Origin of the sequence: Streptomyces kebangsaanensis (genome assembly GCF_001906585.1) — a bacterium.
GTDB lineage: Bacteria > Actinomycetota > Actinomycetes > Streptomycetales > Streptomycetaceae > Streptomyces > Streptomyces kebangsaanensis.
This window is the reverse complement of record NZ_JUJA01000158.1, coordinates 1-22,671: the sequence shown is the minus strand read 5'-3', so window position 1 is coordinate 22,671 and position 22,671 is coordinate 1. Positions and strand designations below refer to the sequence as shown.

General features: G+C 72.3%; 23 protein-coding genes and 1 pseudogene. 9 read left to right on the top strand and 15 right to left on the bottom strand.

What is annotated here, in order from left to right; genetic code table 11:
- From RH94_RS44900 to RH94_RS28595, 13 genes are all read right to left on the bottom strand, one after another.
- Nucleotides 1-453: ATP-binding cassette domain-containing protein (locus RH94_RS44900; protein ID WP_234426107.1), on the bottom strand; the 453-nt coding region annotated here is incomplete at its 3' end.
- Nucleotides 454-498: 45 nt separating this feature from the next.
- The gene (locus tag RH94_RS28650) at nucleotides 499-1,626 is read right to left on the bottom strand and encodes a metalloprotease (RefSeq protein ID WP_073951258.1); all 1,128 of its coding nucleotides are present in this window, start codon (nucleotides 1,624-1,626) and stop codon (nucleotides 499-501) included.
- Nucleotides 1,623-2,756 (bottom strand): lantibiotic dehydratase C-terminal domain-containing protein, encoded by a 1,134-nt coding sequence (locus RH94_RS28645; protein WP_073951257.1) that lies wholly within the window; start codon nucleotides 2,754-2,756, stop codon nucleotides 1,623-1,625. Before RH94_RS28645 ends, RH94_RS28650 begins: the two co-directional genes overlap by 4 nt.
- The gene (locus RH94_RS28640; RefSeq protein WP_079189229.1) at nucleotides 2,744-5,641 is read right to left on the bottom strand and encodes a lantibiotic dehydratase; all 2,898 of its coding nucleotides are present in this window, start codon (nucleotides 5,639-5,641) and stop codon (nucleotides 2,744-2,746) included. Before RH94_RS28640 ends, RH94_RS28645 begins: the two co-directional genes overlap by 13 nt.
- A gap of 19 nt (nucleotides 5,642-5,660) precedes the next feature.
- A complete protein-coding gene (locus RH94_RS28635; RefSeq protein ID WP_073951256.1) occupies nucleotides 5,661-7,358 on the bottom strand; it encodes a nitroreductase family protein in 1,698 nt (565 codons plus the stop codon).
- Nucleotides 7,359-7,474: 116 nt separating this feature from the next.
- A complete protein-coding gene (locus RH94_RS28630; protein ID WP_073951255.1) occupies nucleotides 7,475-9,472 on the bottom strand; it encodes a TOMM precursor leader peptide-binding protein in 1,998 nt (665 codons plus the stop codon).
- Nucleotides 9,462-11,714 carry a TOMM precursor leader peptide-binding protein gene (locus RH94_RS28625; RefSeq protein WP_073951254.1) on the bottom strand — a complete coding sequence of 751 codons (2,253 nt, stop codon included), beginning with the start codon at nucleotides 11,712-11,714 and terminating at the stop codon, nucleotides 9,462-9,464. The genes RH94_RS28630 and RH94_RS28625 overlap by 11 nt, the downstream gene beginning before the upstream one ends.
- A gap of 168 nt (nucleotides 11,715-11,882) precedes the next feature.
- Nucleotides 11,883-13,799, bottom strand: a complete 1,917-nt coding sequence (locus RH94_RS28620) for an AfsR/SARP family transcriptional regulator (RefSeq protein ID WP_079189228.1) — start codon at nucleotides 13,797-13,799, stop codon at nucleotides 11,883-11,885.
- Nucleotides 13,800-14,262: 463 nt separating this feature from the next.
- Nucleotides 14,263-14,433 (bottom strand): thiazolylpeptide-type bacteriocin, encoded by a 171-nt coding sequence (locus RH94_RS28615; RefSeq protein ID WP_031128743.1) that lies wholly within the window; start codon nucleotides 14,431-14,433, stop codon nucleotides 14,263-14,265.
- 216 nt (nucleotides 14,434-14,649) lie between these two features.
- Nucleotides 14,650-15,096 carry a PIN domain-containing protein gene (locus RH94_RS28610; protein WP_073951252.1) on the bottom strand — a complete coding sequence of 149 codons (447 nt, stop codon included), beginning with the start codon at nucleotides 15,094-15,096 and terminating at the stop codon, nucleotides 14,650-14,652.
- The gene (locus RH94_RS28605; RefSeq protein ID WP_073951408.1) at nucleotides 15,093-15,338 is read right to left on the bottom strand and encodes a type II toxin-antitoxin system Phd/YefM family antitoxin; all 246 of its coding nucleotides are present in this window, start codon (nucleotides 15,336-15,338) and stop codon (nucleotides 15,093-15,095) included. The genes RH94_RS28610 and RH94_RS28605 overlap by 4 nt, the downstream gene beginning before the upstream one ends.
- A gap of 13 nt (nucleotides 15,339-15,351) precedes the next feature.
- A complete protein-coding gene (locus tag RH94_RS28600) occupies nucleotides 15,352-15,606 on the bottom strand; it encodes a hypothetical protein (protein WP_073951251.1) in 255 nt (84 codons plus the stop codon).
- A complete protein-coding gene (locus RH94_RS28595) occupies nucleotides 15,603-15,887 on the bottom strand; it encodes a hypothetical protein (protein WP_073951250.1) in 285 nt (94 codons plus the stop codon). The genes RH94_RS28600 and RH94_RS28595 overlap by 4 nt, the downstream gene beginning before the upstream one ends.
- A 278-nt stretch (nucleotides 15,888-16,165) precedes the next feature.
- Here RH94_RS28595 and RH94_RS28590 point away from each other — a divergent pair, with 278 nt between their 5' ends.
- The 9 genes and pseudogenes from RH94_RS28590 (at nucleotide 16,166) to RH94_RS40935 (ending at nucleotide 20,959) form a co-directional block, all read left to right on the top strand.
- Nucleotides 16,166-17,008 (top strand): helix-turn-helix domain-containing protein, encoded by an 843-nt coding sequence (locus RH94_RS28590; protein WP_073951249.1) that lies wholly within the window; start codon nucleotides 16,166-16,168, stop codon nucleotides 17,006-17,008.
- Nucleotides 16,990-17,199, top strand: coding sequence for a DUF397 domain-containing protein (locus RH94_RS28585; protein WP_073951248.1), 210 nt, complete (start codon nucleotides 16,990-16,992; stop codon nucleotides 17,197-17,199). The genes RH94_RS28590 and RH94_RS28585 overlap by 19 nt, the downstream gene beginning before the upstream one ends.
- Nucleotides 17,200-17,238: 39 nt before the next feature.
- Nucleotides 17,239-17,664, top strand: a complete 426-nt coding sequence (locus RH94_RS28580; RefSeq protein WP_107428851.1) for a transposase — start codon at nucleotides 17,239-17,241, stop codon at nucleotides 17,662-17,664.
- Nucleotides 17,665-17,690: 26 nt separating this feature from the next.
- Nucleotides 17,691-17,906: a hypothetical protein gene (locus tag RH94_RS40460; protein ID WP_143204093.1), complete on the top strand. Its 216-nt coding sequence runs from the start codon at nucleotides 17,691-17,693 to the stop codon at nucleotides 17,904-17,906.
- A 132-nt stretch (nucleotides 17,907-18,038) separates the two neighbouring features.
- Nucleotides 18,039-18,704 carry a hypothetical protein gene (locus RH94_RS28575; RefSeq protein ID WP_073951246.1) on the top strand — a complete coding sequence of 222 codons (666 nt, stop codon included), beginning with the start codon at nucleotides 18,039-18,041 and terminating at the stop codon, nucleotides 18,702-18,704.
- Entirely contained in the window at nucleotides 18,671-19,024 is a 354-nt protein-coding gene (locus RH94_RS28570; protein WP_073951245.1) for a hypothetical protein, read from the top strand. The genes RH94_RS28575 and RH94_RS28570 overlap by 34 nt, the downstream gene beginning before the upstream one ends.
- 204 nt (nucleotides 19,025-19,228) lie before the next feature.
- A pseudogene (locus RH94_RS28565) lies at nucleotides 19,229-19,789 on the top strand (RHS repeat-associated core domain-containing protein); the annotation flags it as partial.
- Nucleotides 19,790-19,990: 201 nt separating this feature from the next.
- On the top strand, nucleotides 19,991-20,341 hold the full coding sequence (locus tag RH94_RS28560; RefSeq protein WP_073951244.1) for a polymorphic toxin type 28 domain-containing protein: 351 nt from the start codon (nucleotides 19,991-19,993) through the stop codon (nucleotides 20,339-20,341).
- 15 nt (nucleotides 20,342-20,356) lie between these two features.
- Nucleotides 20,357-20,959 carry a hypothetical protein gene (locus RH94_RS40935; protein ID WP_073951243.1) on the top strand — a complete coding sequence of 201 codons (603 nt, stop codon included), beginning with the start codon at nucleotides 20,357-20,359 and terminating at the stop codon, nucleotides 20,957-20,959.
- Nucleotides 20,960-21,192: 233 nt separating this feature from the next.
- Here the strand turns inward: RH94_RS40935 and RH94_RS41605 are convergent, their stop codons facing one another.
- Nucleotides 21,193-21,957: a transposase gene (locus RH94_RS41605; protein WP_267893380.1), complete on the bottom strand. Its 765-nt coding sequence runs from the start codon at nucleotides 21,955-21,957 to the stop codon at nucleotides 21,193-21,195.
- Complete coding sequence (locus RH94_RS41600) at nucleotides 21,846-22,511, bottom strand: transposase family protein (protein WP_199880850.1); 666 nt, start codon at nucleotides 22,509-22,511, stop codon at nucleotides 21,846-21,848. Before RH94_RS41600 ends, RH94_RS41605 begins: the two co-directional genes overlap by 112 nt.
- Between the last annotated feature and the right edge of the window lie 160 nt (nucleotides 22,512-22,671).

Sequence of the window (22,671 nt, the reverse complement as noted above, 5' to 3'; positions counted from 1 at the left end):
GAGCCGCTGCCGCTGGCCACCGGAGAGGCTGTCGACCCGGATGCCGTGCCGCCCGCCGAGGCCCACGGCGTCGAGGGTGGCGTCGACGGCCCCGGGGTCCGCGCCGAACAGCGCCGCGACGGTACGCAGGTGCTCGTGGACGGTCTGCCGCACGAAGAAGGCCGAGGACTGGGTCTGCACACCCATGCGCGGCAGCAGGGCGGTGTTGCGCGGCCAGGGCGACTCGCCGAACACCGTGACCGAGCCGGAGTCGGCCTTGCGCAGCCCCTCCATGATCTCCACCAGAGTGGACTTTCCGGCCCCGTTGGGGCCGAGCAGTCCGAAGAACTCGCCGCGCCGGACCTCCAGGGAGACCTCGTCGACGGCCCGCCGACCGCCGTAACTCTTGATCACCTCGCTGACGGTGACGGCCGGTTGGGCTCCGTGGTCTGGGGTGGGGGAGGTGGAGCTCATACGGGTACCTCATTCATGAGTTGCGTGATCTTTCGAGGTCGGGAGTCATCGCAGCAGCAGGAGGACGACGGCGGTGCAGGATCCGGCCGCCGCGAGCAGCACCAGGGCGGCCGCCGTGACGGCGTAGGACGTGTAGAGACGGCGGGCGCGCCGCGGGTAGGCGGCGACGGCGTCCCGCCCGCGCCGGCGCAGGGCCAGGTAGGTCCGGGCCTCCGGGGCGAGGTTGGCGGTGCCCAGGGCGTGGCCGAGCATGCGGTACCCGTCCAGCGGCGGCAGCGGAACCAGGTTGCTCAGGGCCTGCACGATGCCGACGAAGAGCATCCCGGTGAGCGGCGGGCGGCCCGGGTCGGCCGGGTCCAGCAGGGCCCACCAGAGCGCGAAGGGCAGCAGGAGCACCAGGTTGACGTGCGCGCCCGCGGCGGCGACCACCAGCTTCGCCCGCAGGCCGGGCAGGAACAGGTAGTTGTCGACCGTGCAGTACATCATCATGGCCGGGAACCGCCAGCGCAGCCCGATCTCGGTGACCACGCCGCCGTAGTGGCGGGCGGCGATGCCGTGGGCGAGTTCGTGCAGACAGATGCTGAACCAGAGGAAGACCGCGAACGGGACCAGCAGGAGGGGGCGGGTCAGCAGGTCCAGTGTGCCGTCGAGGAGCAGCGACGGATCTGCGAACACGGTGACGATCATAGCCAATACCGCAGCCACCAGCGGAAGTTGGACCCACGGGCGGAGCAGCGGGCGCAGCAGCCGGTGGAGGCGGCCGGTGGTCCTGTGCGCGTCGGCGACGGTCCGCCGGCTGCCCTTCCAGAAGGTGCCGGTGCGGGCCGGGGGCGGCTCGGGCGGCGCGGGATCCGGGGAACCGGCGAGCAGTCCGCGGGTGCCGAGCAGGCCGAGCAGCCGGGTCCACTGCTCCTCGGGGAGCCTGCGGCGGAAGCGGGCCGCGTACTCGGACACGACGTCGTCGAGGTTCCGGGTGCCGTCGAGCCGGCTGATGACGAAGTGCTCCTTGGGGCCGACCTCGAACGCGGCGCCGCTGACCGGGTGTTTGATGAGGTGGACGGTGCGCGGGCCGCGCAGCAGGGGCGGACCGACCAGTACGCCCGGGCGCAGGGCGGGCCGGTAGGCGCGGGCGGCGGCGGAGGGGCCCACGGCGGAGCGGTCGGTGGCGCTCATGAGGCGCCCTGCCGTCCGGCGGCCGGCTCGCGCAGGACCCGGCCCAGGACGAAGGCCAGGTACGCCTCGTCCCGGATCGTCACGTGCAGCCGGTTGTTGGTCATGTGCATGTACGGCGACAGCAGGCGGGGCAGCACCGCCGGCACATGGGTGACGGTCACCAGGGGAGCCGCGTCGGGGTCCTCGGCGCGCTCCTGGCCGACGTCCTCGCGGGCCGGACCGTCCCAGGCGGGGAAGGCCAGTTCACCGCGTTCGGTGAGGTCCACCACCTTCTCGCGCAGCTCCAGGCAGTGCTCGGCCCAGCGGCGCAGGAACACCGGCAGCCGGGTCAGGTCGCCGCTCGCCACGGCCTGCCGGAGCTGCGCGAACCGGGCGCCGAGGGAGGGCGCCATGCGCGCGTAGGTGCGCTCGTACTCGGTGGACCCGATGAAGTTGGTACCGGGGAACAGCCGGTGCCAGAAGGCGTAGTAGGAGTCGAGGTAGTCCGCGAGCCGCTCCTCCTCGGGGAGGAAACAGCTCGCCATCACCATCATCAGCTGGGCGGAGGTCCCCAGCAGCACCGTCCGCAGGTGCAGGTTCATGCTCCGGTACGCCTCCAGGACCAGGTCGCTGGAGTGCCGGAAGTGCCATTCGGCGAGCTCCACTCCGGCCGGCCCGCCGTACTTGGCGTACTCGGGGGCGTAGGTCTCATAGGAGAAGGAGTTGTTCGGCCTGAGGTTCATCCGGCCGTCCGCGCCCATGTACTTGGCCCGGTCCTCGCCCGGGAACTCGATGTCGAACAGGGCGTTGTAGAAGTCCTTGAGGAAGCCGGAGTCGACCTCGTAGAGGGCGGGGCGGGTCTTCAGGAAGCCGCTGATCGCGTCCTCGGCGCGGCGGCGGACCTCGGCCTCGGCGCCGGGGCCGCTCGGACGCAGGCGCAGCCTGACATGCGGCCCCTCCAGCCAGTAGTTGATGAAGAAGTAGCCGGACAGCAGGCCGTCCTCGGTGAGCCGGTCGACCAGCGGGCGGACGCAGTTGACCAGCAGCGGCTGGGGGTTGGCGGCGTAGAAGACGTGCAGCGCCAGCCAGGGCGAGGACGCGGTGCCCTCGGGGGCCGGCCGGAAGGCCGCGGGTTCGGTCAGTTCGGGCATGACGGTGCGTCCTCCGGTGCGGGCTGCGGAAGCTGGCGGGTGGTGAAGGTCTCCACGGCGAGTTCGGCCACGTGCCGGCCGCGCCGGGAGGTGAGGTGGAGCCCGTCCTCGGCGGGGAGCATCTCCCGGAAGGCCACCCGGGTGCCCGGCCTGCGCTCCACCAGGGCGTCGAACGCGGACAGACAGAGCGGGCTGTCGAAGTCGACGTAGGCGGGTTTGGCCCCGATCGGGCCCTGGCCGGGGTGGGAGACCGTGGCGAAGCAGCGGTCGGGCAGGCCGTGGGCGCGCCGCCAGCGCTGCCACTCCAGGTAATGTTCCTCCTCCCCGGCTCCGGGACGGCGCTCCGGCAGGACCTCCGCGTCCGCGGTCCAGCTGCGCCGGCCGACCACCACGTTCCCGTGCCGGACCCGGGGCCTGCGGGTGACCCCGCCCTCGGCCTCGCCCTCGGGCACCCCCGCCCACACGTCGAAGGGGGCCATGGTGCTGGGGGAGAGGAGGAGCAGGGTGCGCGGGATCTCGGGGAGCGCGATCGGCACGAGGTAGCCGAGGTAGACCGGCACGACCTCGCGGTCGAGACGGCGGGAGCGGAGCACCAGGCGGCCGGCCCGCTCGTCGTGGACGACGTAGAGGTCGTCGAGGTGGATCCGGGCCTCCTCGGGCACGGAACTGGTCTCGCCCGGGCAGACGATCTGGTGGTCGGTGAGCCGGCCGTGCAGGTTCAGGTTGCTGCTGACCGGCCCTCCGGTGACCTCCGCGAACACGGCGCCGTCCGGCCGGCGGGCCGCCATCTCCTCGCGCAGGGCGTCGGAGAGGCCGGGTGCCGCCGTGTCCGTGTCCGGTCCGGTGCCGTCGTAGAGGTGGGTGAACCGGCTGAAGGGGAAGGCCAGTCCGCCGTAGGACTTGTTGAGGACGACCAGGGGCCGGCCACCGGGGGGCCGGGACAGCTGGATGTGGTGGCTCTGCGGTGTGAAGTGGCCGGTGAGCGGCGCGAGTTCACCGGCGGTCCCGGTGAGCAGCGGTCCCGGCAGTTCGATCTCCTCGGCCCCGTCCGCCCCGCTGTGCTCCCACAGGGCGCGCATGCCCCCGTGGAAGTGGCGGCGGGCCCGGTCGAGGGCCTTCATCTCGCTCTGCCCGAGCCAGTTCTCCTCGGGCACGTAGGTGCCGTTCTCGTCGAAGGAGGACCGCTTGGAGGTGAAGGACACGTACTGGTCGAAGAAGTCCTCGTGGAAGTCGTGGACCAGGCCGAGCAGGTCGTCGCAGCGTCCGCCGCGGCCGTAGCGGGCGATGAAGAAGCCCAGCAGGGTGACGCGTTGGGGGAGTGTCAGGTCGAAGAGCGGCAGGATGCCCTCGACGGCCCGCAGGGCCCGGCCGGTCTCCCCGCCCAGTACGGCGGGCCCGCACACCAGGTCGTCGCCCGCGCTGACGTCCTCGTACACCAGGGTCTGCGGAAGGGCGGGCTCGTCCGCCCCCAGGTCCCGCTGTATATCGAGGAGTTGACCGCGCAGGGTGCTCAGCAGGGTGCGGCGTTCACCGACGCCGGCCCCGGGGTAGCGGGCGAGGCAGCCGGCCGGGCCGTCCAGCAGGCGGGCCAGCCGGTCGGCCCACGGCGCCCCGAGGGAGCGCAGGGCGTCCTGGTAGGAGCGCAGCGGGTCGCGGTCGTGCACGTCCGCGCGGAGCACCGGCACCTGCACCATGCCGAGGTCCAGCAGGGCCGACGCGTACCGTTCGCACGCGTCGCGCCCGGCGTCGTGCTCGGCCTGGAGCCAGTCCACCAGGTCCCGGTGGCGCACCGGCGCCTCGTGGCCGCCGAGCCATTCCAGGAGCCGTTCCAGGGTGCCGCTGCTGCGCAGGAAGAACAGCCGGTCGCGGACCGCGTCGAAAGTGACGGCGGCGCTGTCGTCGCCCGCGGTCATCACGTGGCGTACGTAGCGGATGCGGTCGGCGTCGCGTCCCCAGCCCGGGGAGAGGACCACCGGCAGGTCCTGGCGGCGTCCGGGGTCGGCCGTGATCAGTTCGGTCAGCCGGGCCAGTACCACCACGTTGAGCCGTACGTGGCTCACCCAGTCCTCGCCGGTGCGCAGCGCGGCCCCGTCGTCCGCCGGGTCGCCCGCGAAGGTGCCGAGGCCGATGCCGGTGAGGGTGCTGAAGGGGCTGGTCTTGCAGGCCGTGCGGTACAGGTAGGTCAGCGCGGAACGCTCGATCTTGCGCAGGCGGTTGCCCGGCCGCGCACTGGTGTCGCGCAGGTAGGCGTCCAGCCGGCCGTCGAGGGCGGGCGAGGCGAGCAGCAGGCCGAGGCGCAGCCGGTCGTCGGTCAGTGCGTCGCGCAACGCGCGGCGGCTTTCCCGGAGTTCGCCGGCGAGCAGGTCCGCTCCGCCGGCCCGCAACTCCTCCAGGCGGGCCCGGTCCCGCAGCCACTGGGCGGTGCGCCGGCCGGTCTCCCGGTCCAGCTCCGTCACCAGACGGACGGCGGCCTCGGGGTCGGCGGGCAGCCGGTTGTTGAAGACCTGCCGCCGCAGGTTGACCAGGCCGCGGCGCACGGCGGCGTCGTCCGGTTCCCCGTCGGGGCCGGTGGCCGACTTGACCAGGGGGTGCAGCAGGTCGCTGAGGGCCGCTCCGGCGGCGGTCAGGCGCTCCTCCTCGTCCAGTACGGCGTCGGCCCAGCGGCGGGTGCCGGGGCAGCGCAGGCCGTGCACGGTCTCGACGGGCAGGCCGGCCGCGCGGAGCACGAAGCGCCTGCCGGGCTCCCAGCGGGTCCCGGGCCCGGTGGCGGCGCCCGCGTCGATGCCCGTTTCGGTGTCCGTTTCGGTGCCTGCGACGACGTCTGCGTCGGTGTCCGGGGCGGCGCCCGTGTCGGTGTCCGGGGCGGCGGACTCTGTGGGTGTCATGGGGAATCCTCTGCGGCCGTCAGGCGATCTCGTGGCGGAAGTCGGCGGGCCCGGGCCGTTCGTGACCGAGGGCCATGATGAGCAGCGGGGCCTCGTCGCCGTCCGCCAGCCCGAGCCGCTCGACGAACGAGACGTTGTCGAAGCCCAGCGCCACACCGGCGCCCAGGCCCAGGGCGGAGGCCGCCAGGTAGAAGCTCTGGGCGACGGCTCCGGCGGTGCCGGCGGCGAGCCGGTAGCCGCGGTCGCCGAGGGCGTCCAGGACGGCGGTGGTCCGCACGGTGGGCACCAGGACCGCGCCGGCCTGCTCCAGGTTGTAGTTGGCCAGGAAGTAGTTCTCCTGGAGGAACGAGCCCTGCGGGCCGGGGGCGACCAGACGCAGGTCGCCGCGGTCGGGGTCGTACGCGTACGCCCCCTGCTCCACGCCTTCCACGTGGTTGACGAAGGCGTAGAGCCGGGCGAGCCGGATCTCGCCGGACGGGTCGGTGTCGCCGGCCAGCCGGGTCTCGGCGCAGGCCGCCAGGACCGCCGACAGGTGTCCGCCGGCGACCCGGCGCCGGGCGTCGAACCTGCCGAAGCTGGAGCGGCGCTCGCGCAGGGCCTTGCGGACGCCGGTGTCCGGGAAGGCCGGCCCGGGCAGGGCCACGCGGACGCCGCCGGCGTCGGTGGGGAGGGCCGCGGCGGCGGCCAGCGCGCCGGGGGCGGGCCGGTCGGCGGCGCCGTCCAGGGTCGCCGTGTGCATGGCGCGCAGCGCGGTGAAGTCCAGCAGGGTGCGGGAGCGTTCGACGTCCCGGTGCCGGACGGCGGGCCGGTGGCGCGGGTCCGTGCGCGGGGCGTCCCTGCGGGCGGTGTCCCTGCGGGTGGCGTCCTGGCGGGCGGTGTTCTGGTGGGCGGTGTTCTGGTGGGCGGTGTCCCGGTGGGGCGCCGGACCGTCCCAGTGCAGCGGTACGACGGCGAACACGGCCTCCTCCTCGCCCGCCACCCCGAGCAGCTCGTTCAGCCGGGGTTCGTCGAACCACAGCACGGGGGCGAGCCGCAGGCCCCGGGCGGCGGCCCAGATCCGCCAGGTCTGCACCAGGGTGCCGAGGTCGGTGCAGACCACGTGGAACGAGAAGCTGTTGTACTTGAAGGAGTTCTGCCAGTACTTGACGCCGAGGATCAGGTACTGGTCGGTGCCGAGGGCCTCGGCGGGCGCGTCCGGGCCCAGCGCGTCGCGGACCCGGTCCGTGACGTCACCGGCCAGCAGCCGCTGCAGGGCGTGCCGGTGGACGTCGTAGTAGTGGAGACCGGGGGTGAGGGGGCCGGAGGGGCCGGACGCCCAGTGGATGCTCACCGGGTAGAGCCCGCCGCCGCCCGCGGTGCCGCGCGACCAGTTCGCGTGGGTGTAGAACGGCAGTCCGGCCAGGTCGGTGTTGGCCTGGATGCCGAGGCGGCGCCCGGTCAGCCCGTAGGAGTCCCGGAACATCGCCGACAGCAACGGGAGGCCGAACCCGGGCGAGCCGTCGGCGTTCTGCTCCTCGGCGGCGCCGCCGGGCAGCAGGCCCGGCGCCACGGGGACGTCGGCGAGGTCCTCGGTGCCGGGCAGGGCGAACGCCTCGGCGTCCGGGTAGTACTTGCCCCTGCGCGGGCCGTCGGCCCAGTTCACGACATGGTCGGTGGGCTCCATCGGGACGCGGCCGCGGTGCAGGATGGCGTGCGCGTACTCATGGGCGTACCCCATGGGATCCCCCTTTCCTCGGTTTTCCTCGGTTCTCCGGCGCACCCGCGCCGGGGACGGACTGGACGGACTGGGCTGACTGGGCTGACTGACGACGGGTCATACGGGCCGACGGGTGGTCACGGGAACGGGTGCGGGCCGGGGTTGAGGTCGGCCCCGGTCAGGTCGTCCGGCCGCAGGCCCGCCTCGCGCAGCGCGGTGCGCATCCGGGGCATGTGCCGGGCGCGCTGCCGCGTCCAGCCGAAGTCGAGCGGGAGCAGACCGGGCACCAGCACCTTCACGGTGTGCAGACCGAGAGCACGCTGCTCGGGCGCGGTCTGGTCGACGACGACCACGTCGAATCCGGCGGCCGTCACGGCGTCCACCGCGGCGAGCAGGTCGTCCCGCACGTCCGGGCCGGAGCCGTCGGCGCGGCTCCAGCGCAGGCCGGCCACGCCCACCGGCTCGGGGGGCGAGGCCGGGCGGAGCAGGAAGTCGGCGTGGCGGCCCATCTCCGGCACCGCGTACACCAGCGGGTGGTCGTGCAGGCTGGTGATCTTCTCGTGGTCCTCGGCCATGGCGCGGTACCCGGCCTCGTCGCGCCGGAACCGCTGCAGGAGCTGCACCGAGTCGGTGGCGATCTCGCACAGGGCCGCGGCGAGCGCGGCCTCGGGGTCGAGGGCGGCTCCGGCCCCGAAGCACATCCGGGCGAGGCCGCCGTCGAACCGTTCGGCGACCGCGGTGACCACGGGGACGGGGAAGGTGATCCGGGTGTCGAAGAACCTGGCCCGGTACCCGTACATGGCCATCCGCTCCACCATGATCCGGGTGCGCGGGTCGGCGCTGGTCGCCGGGTCGATCTCGGGGAGCGGCTGCATCCCGTGCCAGGCGAGCAGGAAGGCGTCCCGTTCCAGGACCTCCATCAGGCCGCTGAGCACGGCCTCCTCCAGACTGCCCCCGGAGGCGCAGCCGTTGGAGCTCTCCTGGACGAACCGGTGCTCGATCCCGGGCTTGTGGTAGTAGGCGAGGACCTCGGGGACGGGGCGGGGGCGCGCGTCCCGCAGCGACCAGCCCCACACCCAGGGGATCGGACGGTCCGGGGTGAACGGCGGCACCCAGGGGTTGGCCCGGTGGAAGTCGTCCGTGTACAGGCCGGTCTCGCGCGGGTCGACGGCGTCCGGCCCGAGGTCGTCCAGGGAGGCGGTCAGGGTGAGGGCGCGGCCCCGGGCGCGCATCCCGGCGAAGCGCTCGAGGCCCTCCAGCAGACCGATCCGGGTGCTGGCGTGGTACGTGTCGGCGTGACCGCCCCAGAAGGTCTCCCGCAGGTAGTCGCCGGAGCGGCTGGAGAAGCAGCCCACGGTGGCCGAGGTGGTCGGCGAGGTGACGTCGCACACCACCGACGGCCCGACGGCGCCCCAGTGGGGGTTGGCGAACGCGTCCACCTGGAGGCCGTACGCGTCCACCGGCCGGACCCTGCTGACACCCGGCCGGTACTTGGGCGCGGGCCGCAGGACGAGGGCGGCCGACTCGGCGGTCACCGGCTCCGGCGTGCCGCAGCCGGGGCAGTCCGGCTCGGGAACCAGCGGGTGGTGACGGACCGTCAGGTCCTCCAGGTCCACCAGCCACACGTCGGGGAACGGCCGCCGGTCGTCCGGGGGAGTCCGGCCGGTGGACGCGGCGCCGAGCCGGGCGACCAGCGCGGCGACGGCCTGCGCGGCGAACGGCACCCGGTAGGGCCAGGGCCCCGCCTCCCGGGTGCCGCCGCGCAGTTCGAGGCCCTCCCGCAGACCGACCGAGCGGACCCCCTGCCAGCGGCGCCGCAGACACTCGGCGCAGCCGGCCCGCCCCTTCGCGGGCCAGGGGCCGACCACCACCTGCCGGCCGTACAGGTGCACGGGGAGCGTGGCGGGCGAGGCGCCGTCGGCGCGACCGGGGGCGGCGAAGGCGTCCCGCACACCGAGGGCGGCGAAGGCGTCCCGCACACCGAGGGCGGAGACCGTGATGCCGGGGACCTCGCGGCCCGGCCCGGACGGCAGTTCCGCCAGGGCGCGGCGGAGTTCCTCCGCGAACAGGCGGCACGCCTCGCGCCGCGGCTCCTCGGCCCCGACGGCGGCGGCCTCGACGAGGTCAGCGGTCATCGTCGGCCGCCCTGGTGAGCAGGACCCGCACGGTGTGGATGCCGGCGGCGGGCAGGTCGGCCGCGTGGGTGGGCACGACGAGGGCGTCACGCCCGGCGGCGGCCAGGCGCTCCAGGACCTCCGTCCAGGTCACCGGGGACGGGCCGGCGGCGCCGTCGTCCTCGGCCGTGACCGGTATCAGGGCCGCGTCGAGGTCGGCCAGCAGCGGGTCACCGGTGTCGGGCGCGCCCAGCACCCCCTCCGCGGCGAGCTGGACCGTGCCGAGCAGGTCGCGCAGCGCGTCGGTGGCCGCGGCCGCCCGGTCCAGGGCGGCGCCGATGTTCCAGCGGACCGGCTCGTCCGGCTCCGCCGGCCGGGTCCTGGCCAGCACGACGGAGACCCCGGTGCGGTCCGCCTCCCCGAGGTCGAGGAGTTCGACGTCCAGCTCCAGGTGTCCGGCGGAACGCAGCAGGAAGGTCGCCTCGGGGTCGTCGGCGAACACGGCCGGGGAGATCACCGCGGTCCGCCCGGCCCCCCGCACGGACCGTTGCAGCGCGTCGTGGGCGAGCGCGGACAGCAGGCCGGCCGCCGCGGCCTCCGGCAGGCCGCCGCCCGCGCCGGCCCCGGCACGGGACGGCTCGAACCGGCGGTCCTGGTTGTCCGGCCCGAAGGGCCGCACGGCACCGGCCGGCACCAGCGTCTGCTCCTTGGTCAGCAGCGACGTGGCCAGGGCCCAGGAGGCGACCGGGTCGCCCCCGGCGCCGGTGGCCGTGGTCAGCGTGTCCGGGGCCACCTGCGGCAGCGTGCCCGGGTGGGGAGTGTCGTTCGGGGCGAGGGCGGCGGGCACCACGTGCTCGGCGTAGACCTCGGCGGCGGCGTCGAGGGCCCGCAGGCGGGCGCCCGCGGTGTGCTGGACGTCGAACGCGACGACGGTCCGGGTCCCGGCCGCACCCAGACCGACCTCCACGGCGCCGACCTTCAACGGGGTCTGGGTGACCGGCTCGTCCGCGTACCGGGTGAAGACCCCGACGGACGGCCGGACGGCGAGCGAGCGGCGGTCGAGCTCGGCGAGCGGCCCCTCGGTCGCGCCGTCGTCCGGGGCGGCGGCGACGACCGGCTGGAAGGCGGGCCGCTCGGGGGCCGCGGTCAGGTCGACGGGCTCGGGGGAGCCGGGCCGGGTCCGGCAGAACGGGCAGCGCGGATGGGGCAGCAGCCGCTCCGCCAGGACGTCGAAGGAGGCCATGTCCTGCAGCAGCACCTGTCCCCGGGTCTCGGCCGGCAGCGCCTTCGTGACCAGCCGGAACACCTCGTAGCCGAGCAGGTTGCCGAGCATCGCGGCGAGCGGGCCGCGCGGCCCGGGGCCGGCAGTGTCCCCCAGGGCCAGGCCGCTCCAGAGGTCGGCCGCGACCGCCGCGTCCCCCGTCGCGCCGAGCCGCAGCGCCGCGCAGGCCGGGCAGCCGTCGCAGTCCGGGGCACCGACCGGTCCGACCACCGCCCGGTCGCCGAAGGTCCAGGCGGGGAGCAGGAGGCGGCCGTCCGGAACGCCCTGGCCGAGCAGGGCGATCGAGGTCCGGAAGGCGTCGCGGCCACAGGCGGCGACCACCACGTCGTACCCCTCGTACGCGTTCCAGTCGCCCGCCGCGCCGGACCCGGAGCCGGGCAGCACCGTCACCTCGGCCGGGCTGCCCTGCGCGGTGAGTTCCGCCGCCTCGGCCCGGAGCGCGCCGAACTCCGCGGCGGTGGCGGGGCCTTCGGCCAGAGCGGCCTCCACGCCGACGGAGGCGCAGCCGTTGCGGACCAGGGAGAGCGCGCACCAGTGGGCGACCGGGCCGTCGCCGAGCACGGCGACGCGGGTGCCGCGGAACGCGGCGAACCTGCTCTCGGCACCGTCGGCGTAGTGGTCGATGTACGCGATCTGCTGCCCGAAGCGGGCGGCGACCGCCGGTTCCACGGACGCTCCCGGTCTCTGCTCGGCGGGGTCCGGCACGGGCCGGGCGAATCCGCGCGCGTAGAGCGCCTTGACCAGGCCGCCCACCATCGCCTTCTGCGGGTCCTTGAAGCCCGCGCAGATCTCCGCCACGGTCCGGCTCCCGTCCAGGTGCGGGACGAGAAGGGTGGCGAACCGGTAGGCGGACGGGGAACTGAGCTGGAAACCACCGTCGGCGTTGTGGAAGACCACGCCGCCCGGCGTCTCGGTGAACAGCACGTCGCGGCGCACCCTGGGCCGGGTGTCCGCGGTCTCCTCGTACGGCGTCGTGGGCATGCGGGGATCGCACCTCCGGGTCGGGGCCTGTCGGCCGCTCGGGTCTGAACAGGTGGGAAAGGGCGGGGCGTTGGGGCGCGGGCAGGCCGGGCCGGACCGGGCCGTGTTCCGCGCGGCGGCGCCGGGGCCGTCGGTCGGCTCCGGGACCGTCGGTCGGCTCCGGGACCGTCAGCCGGCTCCGGACGGAAGCGCGTGCCGGGCCGTGGCGACGGCGGCCTGCGGCGGGATGACGCCGCTCCGGGCGGCCCTGTGCAGCGCATGGGCGCGGAACAGGGCGTTCATATGGAGGGTCCCCGGCTGCTCCTCGTCGAGGAGCCCGGTGTCGAGGAGCCGTTCGAGCAGCTCCTCGGCGTGTGTCTCGGGGACGTGGAGCGCGGCGGCCGCGTCCGGAGCGGTGATCCGCCCGCCCAGCCGCGCCAGGCGCAGATGCGCGTCGGTCAGCGGGGCGGGCAGCCGGTCCAGGGCCCCGTCGAGGGCCAGGGGCACGGACATCCGGGGGTCGTCGGGCAGCGCCAGCCGGGCGGGCAGGTCCCGCCGCAGCCACGCGGCGCAGTCCGCCAGACGCAGCTTCGGCCGGGTCAGCAGCCGGGCCGCGACGATCCGCAGGGCCAGCGGGACGTGCCCGCACATCTCCGTGAGGGTCCGTGCGGCCGTGGCCTCGGCCGCCACCCGTTCATGCCCCAGGACGGTGGTGAGGAGCGCGTGGGACTCCCGCGGCGACAGGGCGCCCAGCTGCAGCACCGCCGGGCCGTGCGTGGCGACCAGGGCGGCCAGTTTCATACGGCTGGTGACGACGACGGCGCCGCAGCCGGTCACGTCGAGCAGTCCGCGCACCTGGTCCGGGTGCACGACGTCGTCGAGTATCACCAGGCCTGATCCGGGACAGGCACCGGAGGGGAGCAGGGAGCGCAGTTCGGCGGCCGCCTCGTCGGCGGGGCGTGGCGCGCCGTCGGGCCCGGTCAGCGGCAGCAGCACGCCGCCCGCGGGGTACCGGTCCGCCACCAGCTGCGCGGCGTGCAGGGCCAGCGCGGTCTTGCCCATGCCGGGGCCACCGGAGATCACCGCGATCACCGGGGCGGCGTCCGCCCGCCCGTCCCCCCGGCCGCCGCCTTCCAGATGGCTCACCAGGTCGGCGGTCTCGCGGGTGCGCCCGGTGAAGCCGGGGACGTGGGGCAGCCGGGGCCCCGGGGGGCGGGCCGGACCCGGGGGCGGGAGGCCGCCGCCGGGCGGGCCGGATCCGGCCGCGGCGATGCGCCCCTGCCACGTCGCGGGGTCGTCGGCGGTGGCGCCGCCCGCTGGGGAGGCCGCGTGCGGGACCGGCGCGAGCGAGGTGGCCTCGGGGGCCGGACCACGGGGCTCGTCGCCGCGCAGGATGGCCAGTTCCAGACTCTGCAGCTCCGTGCCCGGGTCGACGCCGAGCTCGTCCCGGAGGTGCGCCTTGATCCTCCGGTATTCGGCCAGCGCCTCGATCTGCCGTCCCGCCCGGTACAGCGCCCGCATCAACTGGGCGGCGAGTCCCTCGTGTTCGGGATGGGTCCTGGTGGCCTCCCAGAGGTCCACCAGGACCTCGCGACACTGTCCCCGGGCCAGCTGGATCTCGCAGACACGTTCCAGCACGCGCAGGCGCTCCTCGACCAGCCGGGGCACCTCGTCGCGGTGCAGGAGTTCGGAGGGGACATTGGCGAGAAGTGGTCCCCGCCACAAGCCGAGTGCCGTGCGCAGCAAGGGGAGTTCGGACTCTCCGGCCCCGGCCGCCCGGGACACCAGCTGGCGGAAGTGCAGCAGGTCCAGGGTGTCGGTGTCGGCCGGGAGGCGGTAGCCCCCGGCGACCGCGACCACCGCCTGCTCCTCTATGTCGTACTTCGCGAAGAGACGGCGCAACCGCAGGACGCAGCTCTGCAGTGCCGCCTTCGCCGTCGCCGGCTGCTCCTCCCCCCAGACGGCCTGCCGCAGGCGGTCCGTCGGGACCACCTCGCCGGGGCGGACCAGCAGGGCCGCCAGCAGCGACGTGGGTTTGGCCGGCGGAAGGACGACCACGTCATGCCCGTCGGTGATGCTGAGCGGTCCGAGCAACTGAAAACGCACCGATTTCCCCCGTTGACATCGAACACCTGCCGGGCCGGCTCACCACGGCACCTTCCGGGAAGTGGTGTCCTGCCGCCATGGCTGCCCCTGCCGGGAGCGGTGGCTCACACAGGACCCTGGCCCTTCCCTCTGGCGCGGGCAGGACGGAGCACGTGTGAAGTCGTTCTGCACGAAAAGATTTGGTCATTTGGTCGTGTGGCAGTGGTGAGTGTCTACCGGCGTAGAACGCGGGTCAAGAGGGGACTGTGAAATGTTTGAGGAACGACCTTCAAACACTGACGAACAGTCAACTACCCGCTGAAACAGCAGAGTTACCGACAGAAGCCCGGTCGGCGCCCCGCGCCGGCCAGCGCGCGCCGCCGGGTTCCGTGCGGTCGGTCCGAGGGCATGGCAAAAGCCCGGTTCGCGCCCGTCTCCCGAGGAGAGGGGGCGCCAACCGGGCGCTGCCGCACCGGACCTGGGGTCAGGCGGAGCAGGAGGTGGTGCTGCAGGTGGAGCTGGAGGTCGAGGTGGAGCTGGTGCTGGTGCAGCCGGCCAGCACGACCTCGCTGGCGTCCGAGTAGTCGGAGATCTCGAAGGTCTCCGCCTCGAGCTCGAGGATCTCGTCCGCGAGGGTGCTCAGGTCCTTGTTCATGATGCCTCCCGATGAGTCGGGGCGAACCGCCGTGCCCGGCGGCCTCCGCCGTGTGGGGTACGGCACCATTCCAGCGGCCCCCACTCACCGTTCGGCACGTCTTCCGCTGTCATCCCGCTTGCATCCCGCTGACACTCGGCGCCGGCGGACGCCCCGGGGTGTGGTGGTGCTGGTGTCAGATCTCCATGCCGCCGCGAAGCGCACGGCAGCGGCCTCTCACAGATCGTCGGGCAGCAGGCGGAACGCCTTGTGGCCGGTCAGCGGGCGCAGTATGCGGAAGTGCCGGTCCGTGGTGAACATGGCGTCGGTCTGGTATGCGGCGGCGAGTGCGACGTTCATGGCGTCGGCAAGGCCGACCCCCTTGCCTCCGTCGGTGTCCTGGTAGCCCTCGGCGACCGCGAGAGCCGTTGGCAGGTGCGGGGCGACGTCGGGAACGGAGAACTTGCGCAGCGCGGTCTGTGCTCCGATGAAGCGCAGCGCGACCAGGGCTGCCTTTGCACCGCTCCGGCTGGAGACCAGATGGTCCAGTTCGGCGAGAACGAAGGGGGAGATGACCAAGTGCTCGATGCGGGAAAACGCCCGGGCGTGCTCCTTGTGCCCGGACTGGCGTGGGTCGAGCAGTCGGAGGAGCGCGTTGGTGTCGGCGATGACGATGTGATTCAAGAGCCCATTCCCTTGAGGATGTCCTCGATGTCGTCGTTGGTCAGATCGCCTCCCAGGTCGATCTGCGGGAGCTCGATGTCACCGATGGGGCCGGGCGGATAGAGCGGCACCTCGTCGGAATCGTACGGAATCAGGCGGGCGACGGGGCGGCCGTTCTTGGTGACGGTCACGGTCTCGCCGCGCTCGGCGGCGGCGAGGATCTGTGAGGAGTTGTGGTTGAACTCGCGAGCGGTGGCTTCCATGTAGTACATGTTATTACACCTCCCGCTCGCGCAGAGCTTGCCGACTCCGGGCGTTTGCCTCCGCCACCTGGGCGCGAAGCAGTTCCGCCGGGTTGACAGGGCGGATGTCCGCCAGGTCGACGTCCCATTCCGGGCCGCCGGAGAGGGGGCGGAGCTGGAGGTAGGGGCCCTCGTGGCCCATGACGATGCCGACGCGGTCACGGGCGGCGTCGCGGGCGGCGGTGCCGGGTGAGGGAGCGGGGGCGGGCTCGGGCCCGGAGGTGGTCATCGGGCGGCGCCCTTCGCGATGACGGCGGCGAGGGCCAGGGCGACGGGGGCCGAGCAGACGCCGAGGTGGACGAGGGCGTGCCGGGCGCTGGCGGGGACGCCGATGTCGTCCTGCGCGGGCTGCTCTCCGTCGTCGGGGACGTAGTCGCCCCAGGGGGTGCGGACGTCCATCGCGGGGAGCTGGATGCCGGCGTTGGTGAGTGCGGCGGCGAGGGCTTCTCGGAGCTTGGGGGCGGGGGTGCGGGGCTTGGGGCGCTTGAGGAGTGGGTTCTGGTGCGGCACGGGGCGTCCTTCCGGTGAGGCGGGGTTCGGATTTGTGATTCGGGCACCGCGCTGACGTCCGGTTGGTTACCCTTTGTAGTCGGTGCATCACGAGAATGCCGCCGGGGTGGGCCGGGACGCGCCGTCGACGCGGTGCCGTTCTCCGCCCACGGGCACACGTGCCACAACTTCCACGGAGATCGCGGTGGGAGCGCGGGCACTGTGCGTGTGTGAGCACGGGCACGAAGGGCTTCCTGGACAGTCGACGCCGACCAGGAGGTACCGGAGGGGGAGTCACCTTGCCGCAGCGACGACTCGTCACAGGCCGCAGCCAGGAGCTGCGCCGGCGGTTCGCCGAGGAGTTACGGCAACTGCGCGCAGCCAAGGGCGAGAGCCTGCGGCAGCTCGGGGAGCGGCTGGGATGGGACTGGTCGCTGTTCGGGAAGATGGAGAAGGGGGAGACGCTCGGCGGTCCCGAGGTCGTCCAGGCGTTGGACCAGTACTACGGGACGCCGGGGTTGTTGCTGGCGTTGTGGGAGTTGGCAGCCGGGGACCATACGCAGTTCCGTGAGCGCTACCGGCGGTACATGGCGCTGGAGGCGGAAGCGGTCAGCCTGTGGCACTTCGCGGTGAGCGTGCTGCCGGGGCTGTTGCAGACGCCGAGGTATGCGCGGGAGATTTTGGCAGCGGGCGGCCTCGCAGGTGACGAGTTGCAGCAGCAGACCGACGCACGAATGGGGCGCCGCGATCTGCTCGAGGGTAATGACGCGCCTCGGTTTCGGACGATCCTGTCAGAAGCTGTCCTACGGACGCGGCTGCGGGACGCCAGCGCTTGGCGGGAGCAGTTGGAGTACCTGGCGGAGGTCATTGAGCGGCCAGGCGTGACCATTCATGTGCTGCCCTTCAGCGCGGGGCCGTACGGACTGGACAGCACGGACGTCTGGTTCTTGAGGCTGCCTGATGGACGTACGGTGGCCTACACCGAGAATGCGCACCGCGGCGAACTGATTGAGGAGCATGGTGCTGTCGAACGCCTGCAACGTGCCTACGATGCGGTACGCGACATGGCTATGTCCCTTGCCGAGTCGCGGAAGTTCATCCTGCGCATGTTGGAGGAAGTGCCGTGCGATCCCTTGCCCTGAAGGCCGTGACCTGGCGCAAGAGCAGCTACAGCAATTCGGATGGCGGCGCGTGCGTGGAGGTCTCCGACGACTTTCCCACCGTCGTTCCTGTGCGCGACAGCAAGACAGAACACGGTCCTGTGCTCACGTTCGAGGCTGATGGCTGGGCCTCGTTCGTGACCGCCGTGAAGCGTGGTGAGTTGGGCACCTGATCCGCGTACAGGGAGTCAAAGCGTTACGACGGCCCCACGCTGGCTGCGCCGGCATATCGGCCGCAAGGGCGAGCGCTGCTCGCTGAGCGAGACGGACCACATCCGCCTGCTCGACGGCGCCCGCCAACTGCTCAAGGCCCGCTCATCGTGGTGTGGGATCGGTTGAGCACCCACCACACATCCAAGACGAAGCAGGCGCTCGTGGCCGAACGGGAATGGCTGACGGTCATCCTGCTGCCCGGGTGTGCGCCCGACCTCGGCCCGGTGGAGGGCATCTGGCCCCTGCTCCGCAGGCGCTGCCAGGCCAACACCGCCTTCACCGACTCCGCCCACCTGATGCGCACCCTCCGGCGGGGACTGCGCCAGGTCCAGTACCGGCCCGACCTCATCGACGGATGCCTTGCCGGCACCAGGCTCACCCTGCCGACACCACGCCTACAACGTCAGGAGCGCCACTACTTGTAGCAGCAGGTGCCGGATGACTCGGTGGTGTGCTCCCGCTCGGCGAAAGCGGCGTGCGGTTCGTGCGGCCGCTGCAAGAAGGGGTAGGCCACGACTCGGCCGTCGTGTTTGCAGGCGCGGGACAGGTGCTGGCCGGCGGCGTGGTCGACGGTGAAACCGGTGGCGGTGGCGGTGGCGACGTCCGTGCAGACGACGGCGTGTCAGCGGCAGCCGTTTTCGGCATTGCGCACCCACTTGACGGGTGAGGTGGTGCAGGTGCGCAGTGGCAGGTCAACCACTGACGGGCAGGCAAGCACGCGAAAATCCTGAAGCACGGTGAGCTCTTTCCAACCTGCCATGGCAGGTTGGAAAGAGCTCAGTGCCATTCCTGCTGGGCCATGGGCACCAACCCGAACTACGACCCGAACGCAAGGGACGACTGGATCGACCGGCCCAAGCTCGCGACCTGGCAGAAAGTCACGCTGGGCATCCTCGCGGGCGTGGCGGCGGCCCTGATCCTCGCCCCGGCGGCCATCGCCGTGGGCGAGGGATGCCTGGCCGCCGCCCCGATATGCGCCGCGGAGATCGCGGAAATAGCGACCGGCGGCGCATCTGGCGGAAGCCTGGCGGTCGGCGGCGCGACCGTCGCGGCCGGTACCAAGATGCTGACCGCGGGCAAGAATCTGCCGAAGGGACCGGTGACCCTGTACGGCCCGTTCCACCGGCTCGGCAACGTGAAGACCCAGCCGACCGAGGTCGCTCGGAGCATGGCCGAGTCGGGCGAGCTGTGGGGCCGGGCCCCGAGGCAGGGAGGCAACGTCACCGCTCAGGCGTGGCGTGGTCCGATTCCGAAGGATGCCAAGCCGGGAAGCCTGGAGTTCTATACCACCGTGAAGCCCAAGCCCTACGACCGCAGTCTGCCGGGACAGGCTGCGTGGGAGGCTGGGAAGGAGGCCGGCGTCAACTCCTTCGTCAAGGACGGCGACGAATGGGCCTTCATCCCGATCATCGTCACAGAGGTGAGGTGGACATGGATCTGCGGAAGCTGGAGCCGGCAGGTCTGAAGCGGACCCGCGAACAGGATGTCAGCCCGCGTGACATCAGATGGCTCGTCCAGGTCGACGTCGAGCGTTCGGCACTCGAAGAGCGTTGGGGCGCGCCGGAGATCGCCCACGACGACTTCGCGGAGTGGTTCTGCTTCGCCTTCTCCTCGGCGGAGGGGGAGGCGTTCATCCTGCTGCTGCAGGTGGACCATCCCGTGGCCGGATTCGTCCTCAGCGTGACCAAGGGGCTTTTTTCCCCGGAGGCCGCCGAGCGGATTGTCCAGGCCCTGGACATTCCTGGTGCGCGGATCACTCGCACGAACGCCGAAGCTACCCTGTAACATCCGGCACGCCCGCGCGGGCCTCCCCTTCCCGAGGGATGGCCGCGCCGGGCGCACGGCTGTTTTCCGTCTGCCTACGCAGGGCGGAGCCAGCCAGGACGTTGTCCTCGGCGGTGTCGCCCTCAATGCAGGCGAAGCCGGAGGGGTCGGTGTCGTGCCGCCGCAGGGCGGGGGGTGCTCCCGTACACCGCAAGCCCAGGCGGATCCGTCACCGTCAACGGCGGCACCGTCAAGACCTACACCTACGACGAGCAGGGCAACACCACCCAGCGCTATGGCCTCACCGGCATCGCGCAGAGCCTCACCTGGGACATCGAGGGAGAACTCGTCCGCCTCACCGAAGGCGCCAAGACCACCGACTACCTCTACGACGCCAACGGCGACCTCCTGATCCGCCGCGGCCCCGACAAGACCGTCCTCTACCTGGCCGGCCAGGAACTCCACTACGGCACCGCGGCCAAGAAGTTCAGCGCCCAGCGCTACTACGCGGCCGGTGACGTCACCGCCGTCCGTACCGAGACCGGCCTGTCCTGGATGGTCGACGACCACCACGGCACCGCCTCGATGGCGGTGGACGCCACCACCCAGGCCGTCACCCGCCGCTACACCAAGCCCTTCGGCGAGGCCCGCGGCGCGACACCGCCGACCTGGCCCGACGACAAGGGCTTCCTCGGCAAACCCGCCGACACCAGCACCGGACTCACTTACGTCGGCGCCCGCGAGTACGACCCGGCCACCGGGCGTTTCCTCTCCGTTGACCCGGTCTTCACCCAACTACAAGGGGACAACCACGGGATCGTCGTGGGGCGTGGCCGGTGAGACCGCCCTGATGGTCTGCGGCTGGGTGTCCGTGGCCGACGTCGGATGCGGCGCCGTGGACCTGGGGCGCTCCGCCGTGGAGAAGGACGCGGTCGGGGTCGGCCTCGGACGGCCGGTTTCATTCCGCTCGCGGGCGACGCGGTCAAGTTGCCCAAACAGCTCGACAACACAGCCGACGCGATCAAGCTCGCGAACAAGATCCCCGCCTCGCCGTTCTCCGTCAAGATCGACAATTATGCTGAGCGCTTGACGATGAAGAACCTCACTGGGGTGGCACGGGAATTGAAGGGAGAGGTGGTTGAGCGGAAGGCGAACGGTGTCCCCTGGGGACATGTCGACGAGGTTCGCAACGCCCAGGGCGGCCTGCTCAATCAAATCGCAGCCATCAACAGGAAGCTGGCCCATCCTGGGCCGAGCGGCGCCATACGAGACCTTTCGTCGCCGACCTGGGGCGGGTCAGCAGAATGCTGGACTTCTCCGAGCAGTTCGTCCCCATAATCAAGTGAGTGGAGCATGACAGCTACGCATGACGAGTACCTGCGGCAGCTGATCGCACGGGCGAAGGACGGCACCATCCCGCCGCAGGAGGTGAAGCAGATCGCCCAGGCCGTCACCGAGTACCGGGCCGGTCGGGACCTCTACTGGCGGCTGTACGCGGTGGCCCGCGCGGGCGGCCCGGCGTACGAGCCGCTGATCGCCACGTATCTGATCCACCCCGAGGATCCCGAGGTCTCGGCGCTCGCCGTGCAGGTGCTCACGGCGCACTGGAGAGCGGGGATGAAATACCGGGAGCAGATCTTCGAGTTGCTGGGCTCCCCCGAGTGGGATACAAGCGACGACGCGTTCATGGCCGCGGTCTCGGGGGCGGGGCAGATCCTGCACGACGGGTTCGACGCCGAACTCCTCCGCGCCCTGCTGAAGCTCGCCGAGGAAGGCCGCGGTGAGTACGACGACGATCTCATGCAGCGTCTCGCGGTGGAGGCGATCGCCCGCGGGCTGGGCGCCGGCCACGCCGAGTCGACGAGACCGCCCGAGGGAGTCACGCGTGCGGAGTGGTCGCAGGGACTGCTGCGGGCCGCGCGTGACCGACTGCACGAGGCGGCGCGTCAGCCCTGAATCCGCTGAGCCTCGAAGACCTGCTGCAACAGGCGATGTGCGTGCATGATCCGTCCGACGAGCTGCGAATACCGTGAGGATGCGCTGGTAGTCCACCGACAGCACCGACCAGGCCAGCCCCTCATGCCACATGGGCGCCTGCGACCTGGGCTCCCACCGCATCCCGGGGCGGCGACTGCGCGCCCCCCCCGCGGATCCGGGGCCGGCCCCATGTCCGCCCGTATAGCGGGTCTTCATAGTTGAGCGGTGCGGAGATGCCCGCGGGCTCGGCGAGTGGTGACGCAGCGTGTCCGGAGTCGTTGATTGGTCGCGTTCCTGAACCCGAACGCGTTGCGGGCGGTCAGCTTGATCACGCGGTTGACGCCCTCGCTCTTGGCGTTGCTGTGGCCGGTGTTGATGAAGGCGGCGATCTCGTCCCACCAGCGGTCGACGGTGGCGGCGAGGCGGCGGACCTCGGGGATGTCGGCGTCCGCGCACCAGGCCAGGAACTTCCAGCGAGCGTGGCCGAGTTGGTGGCGGTCGGCGCCGGTGCGGGCCAGGGCGAGGAGGTTGCGCAGGGACTCCTTGGCGATCCACGAGGTCAGCAGCGTCTGTCCGATCCTCCCCTCGCCGAGCAGGGGGTTCCACATCGTCGCGAACTGCTCGTCGGTGAGGTCCTCCCGGTTGCGCAGCAGTTTCCTGCGGGCCCTCCACTCCGGATCGGTGGCACGTCCGCGACGCCCGCGCAGTTCGGCGGTGGTGCGGCGCCTGACCTGCGAGAGCATCTTGTTGGCGAGCTGGACCACGTGGAAGTGGTCCACGACCACGACGGCGCCGGGAGCCCGGTGCGCACGGCGGCCCGGTAGGTAGTGGACATGTCGATCGCGACGTACCGGATGTTCTTTCTCTACTCCAGGCCGGTGGTGGACAGCCAGGCCAGGACGTCGGCGACGGTGCGGCCCTCGACCTGGCCGAGCAGCCCGCCGGTGCCCAGCGCGTCGACGAACCCGGTGTGCCACCGGTCGCGCACCAGCTGCCATTTGCCCGTCTCCGGGTCTTGTGCCCACTTCGTCTTGCCCCGCCGGGGCTCGTCGATGCCCAGGACCTCCATCTCGGGCAGCGGCTTGGCGGTGACCTCACGGGCCTGGACACGGAAGGCTTCCATCACGGTCGGCCAGGACAGATGCAGGTCGCGGGCGGCCTGGATGACGGTGGAGCCGGCGTCCCGTATGCGGCGTCCGGCCGCACCCCGCAGCCGGGCGGTCAGCCTGGCACCGGCCGGGATCTGCGGGATCTGCTCGGTGAAGGAGCGGCGGGAACAGCCGGCCTTGCGGCAGTACCAGCGCCGCTTGTGCCAGCGGAACTCCAATCCGCTCTCGCCGTAAGGGAGATCGCGCGGCCGGGTGACCGCCGAGCCCTTCACCCGGGTGGCGAACACCCCGCAGGCCGGACAGGCCCTGGCCGTCTCGTCGGCCGTGACCAGGTGGACCCTGCGCCCTCCGTCAGCCAGCCGCTCGACCCGTGCCACGGACACCCCGTCCAGATCGAGTAGCAACGTCGTATCGTTGACCAAGCCCGTGGCTCCTGCATGATCGTTCTGCGTAGAGAACAGAAATGATCACGCAGGCCCACGGGCGCTCTGCGTCCAGGGGACGATCACCACCACGGCATTCACACACCGTGACACCACGTCAGTGCCCGAGATGAGGCGCACCGCTCAACTTCGAAGACCC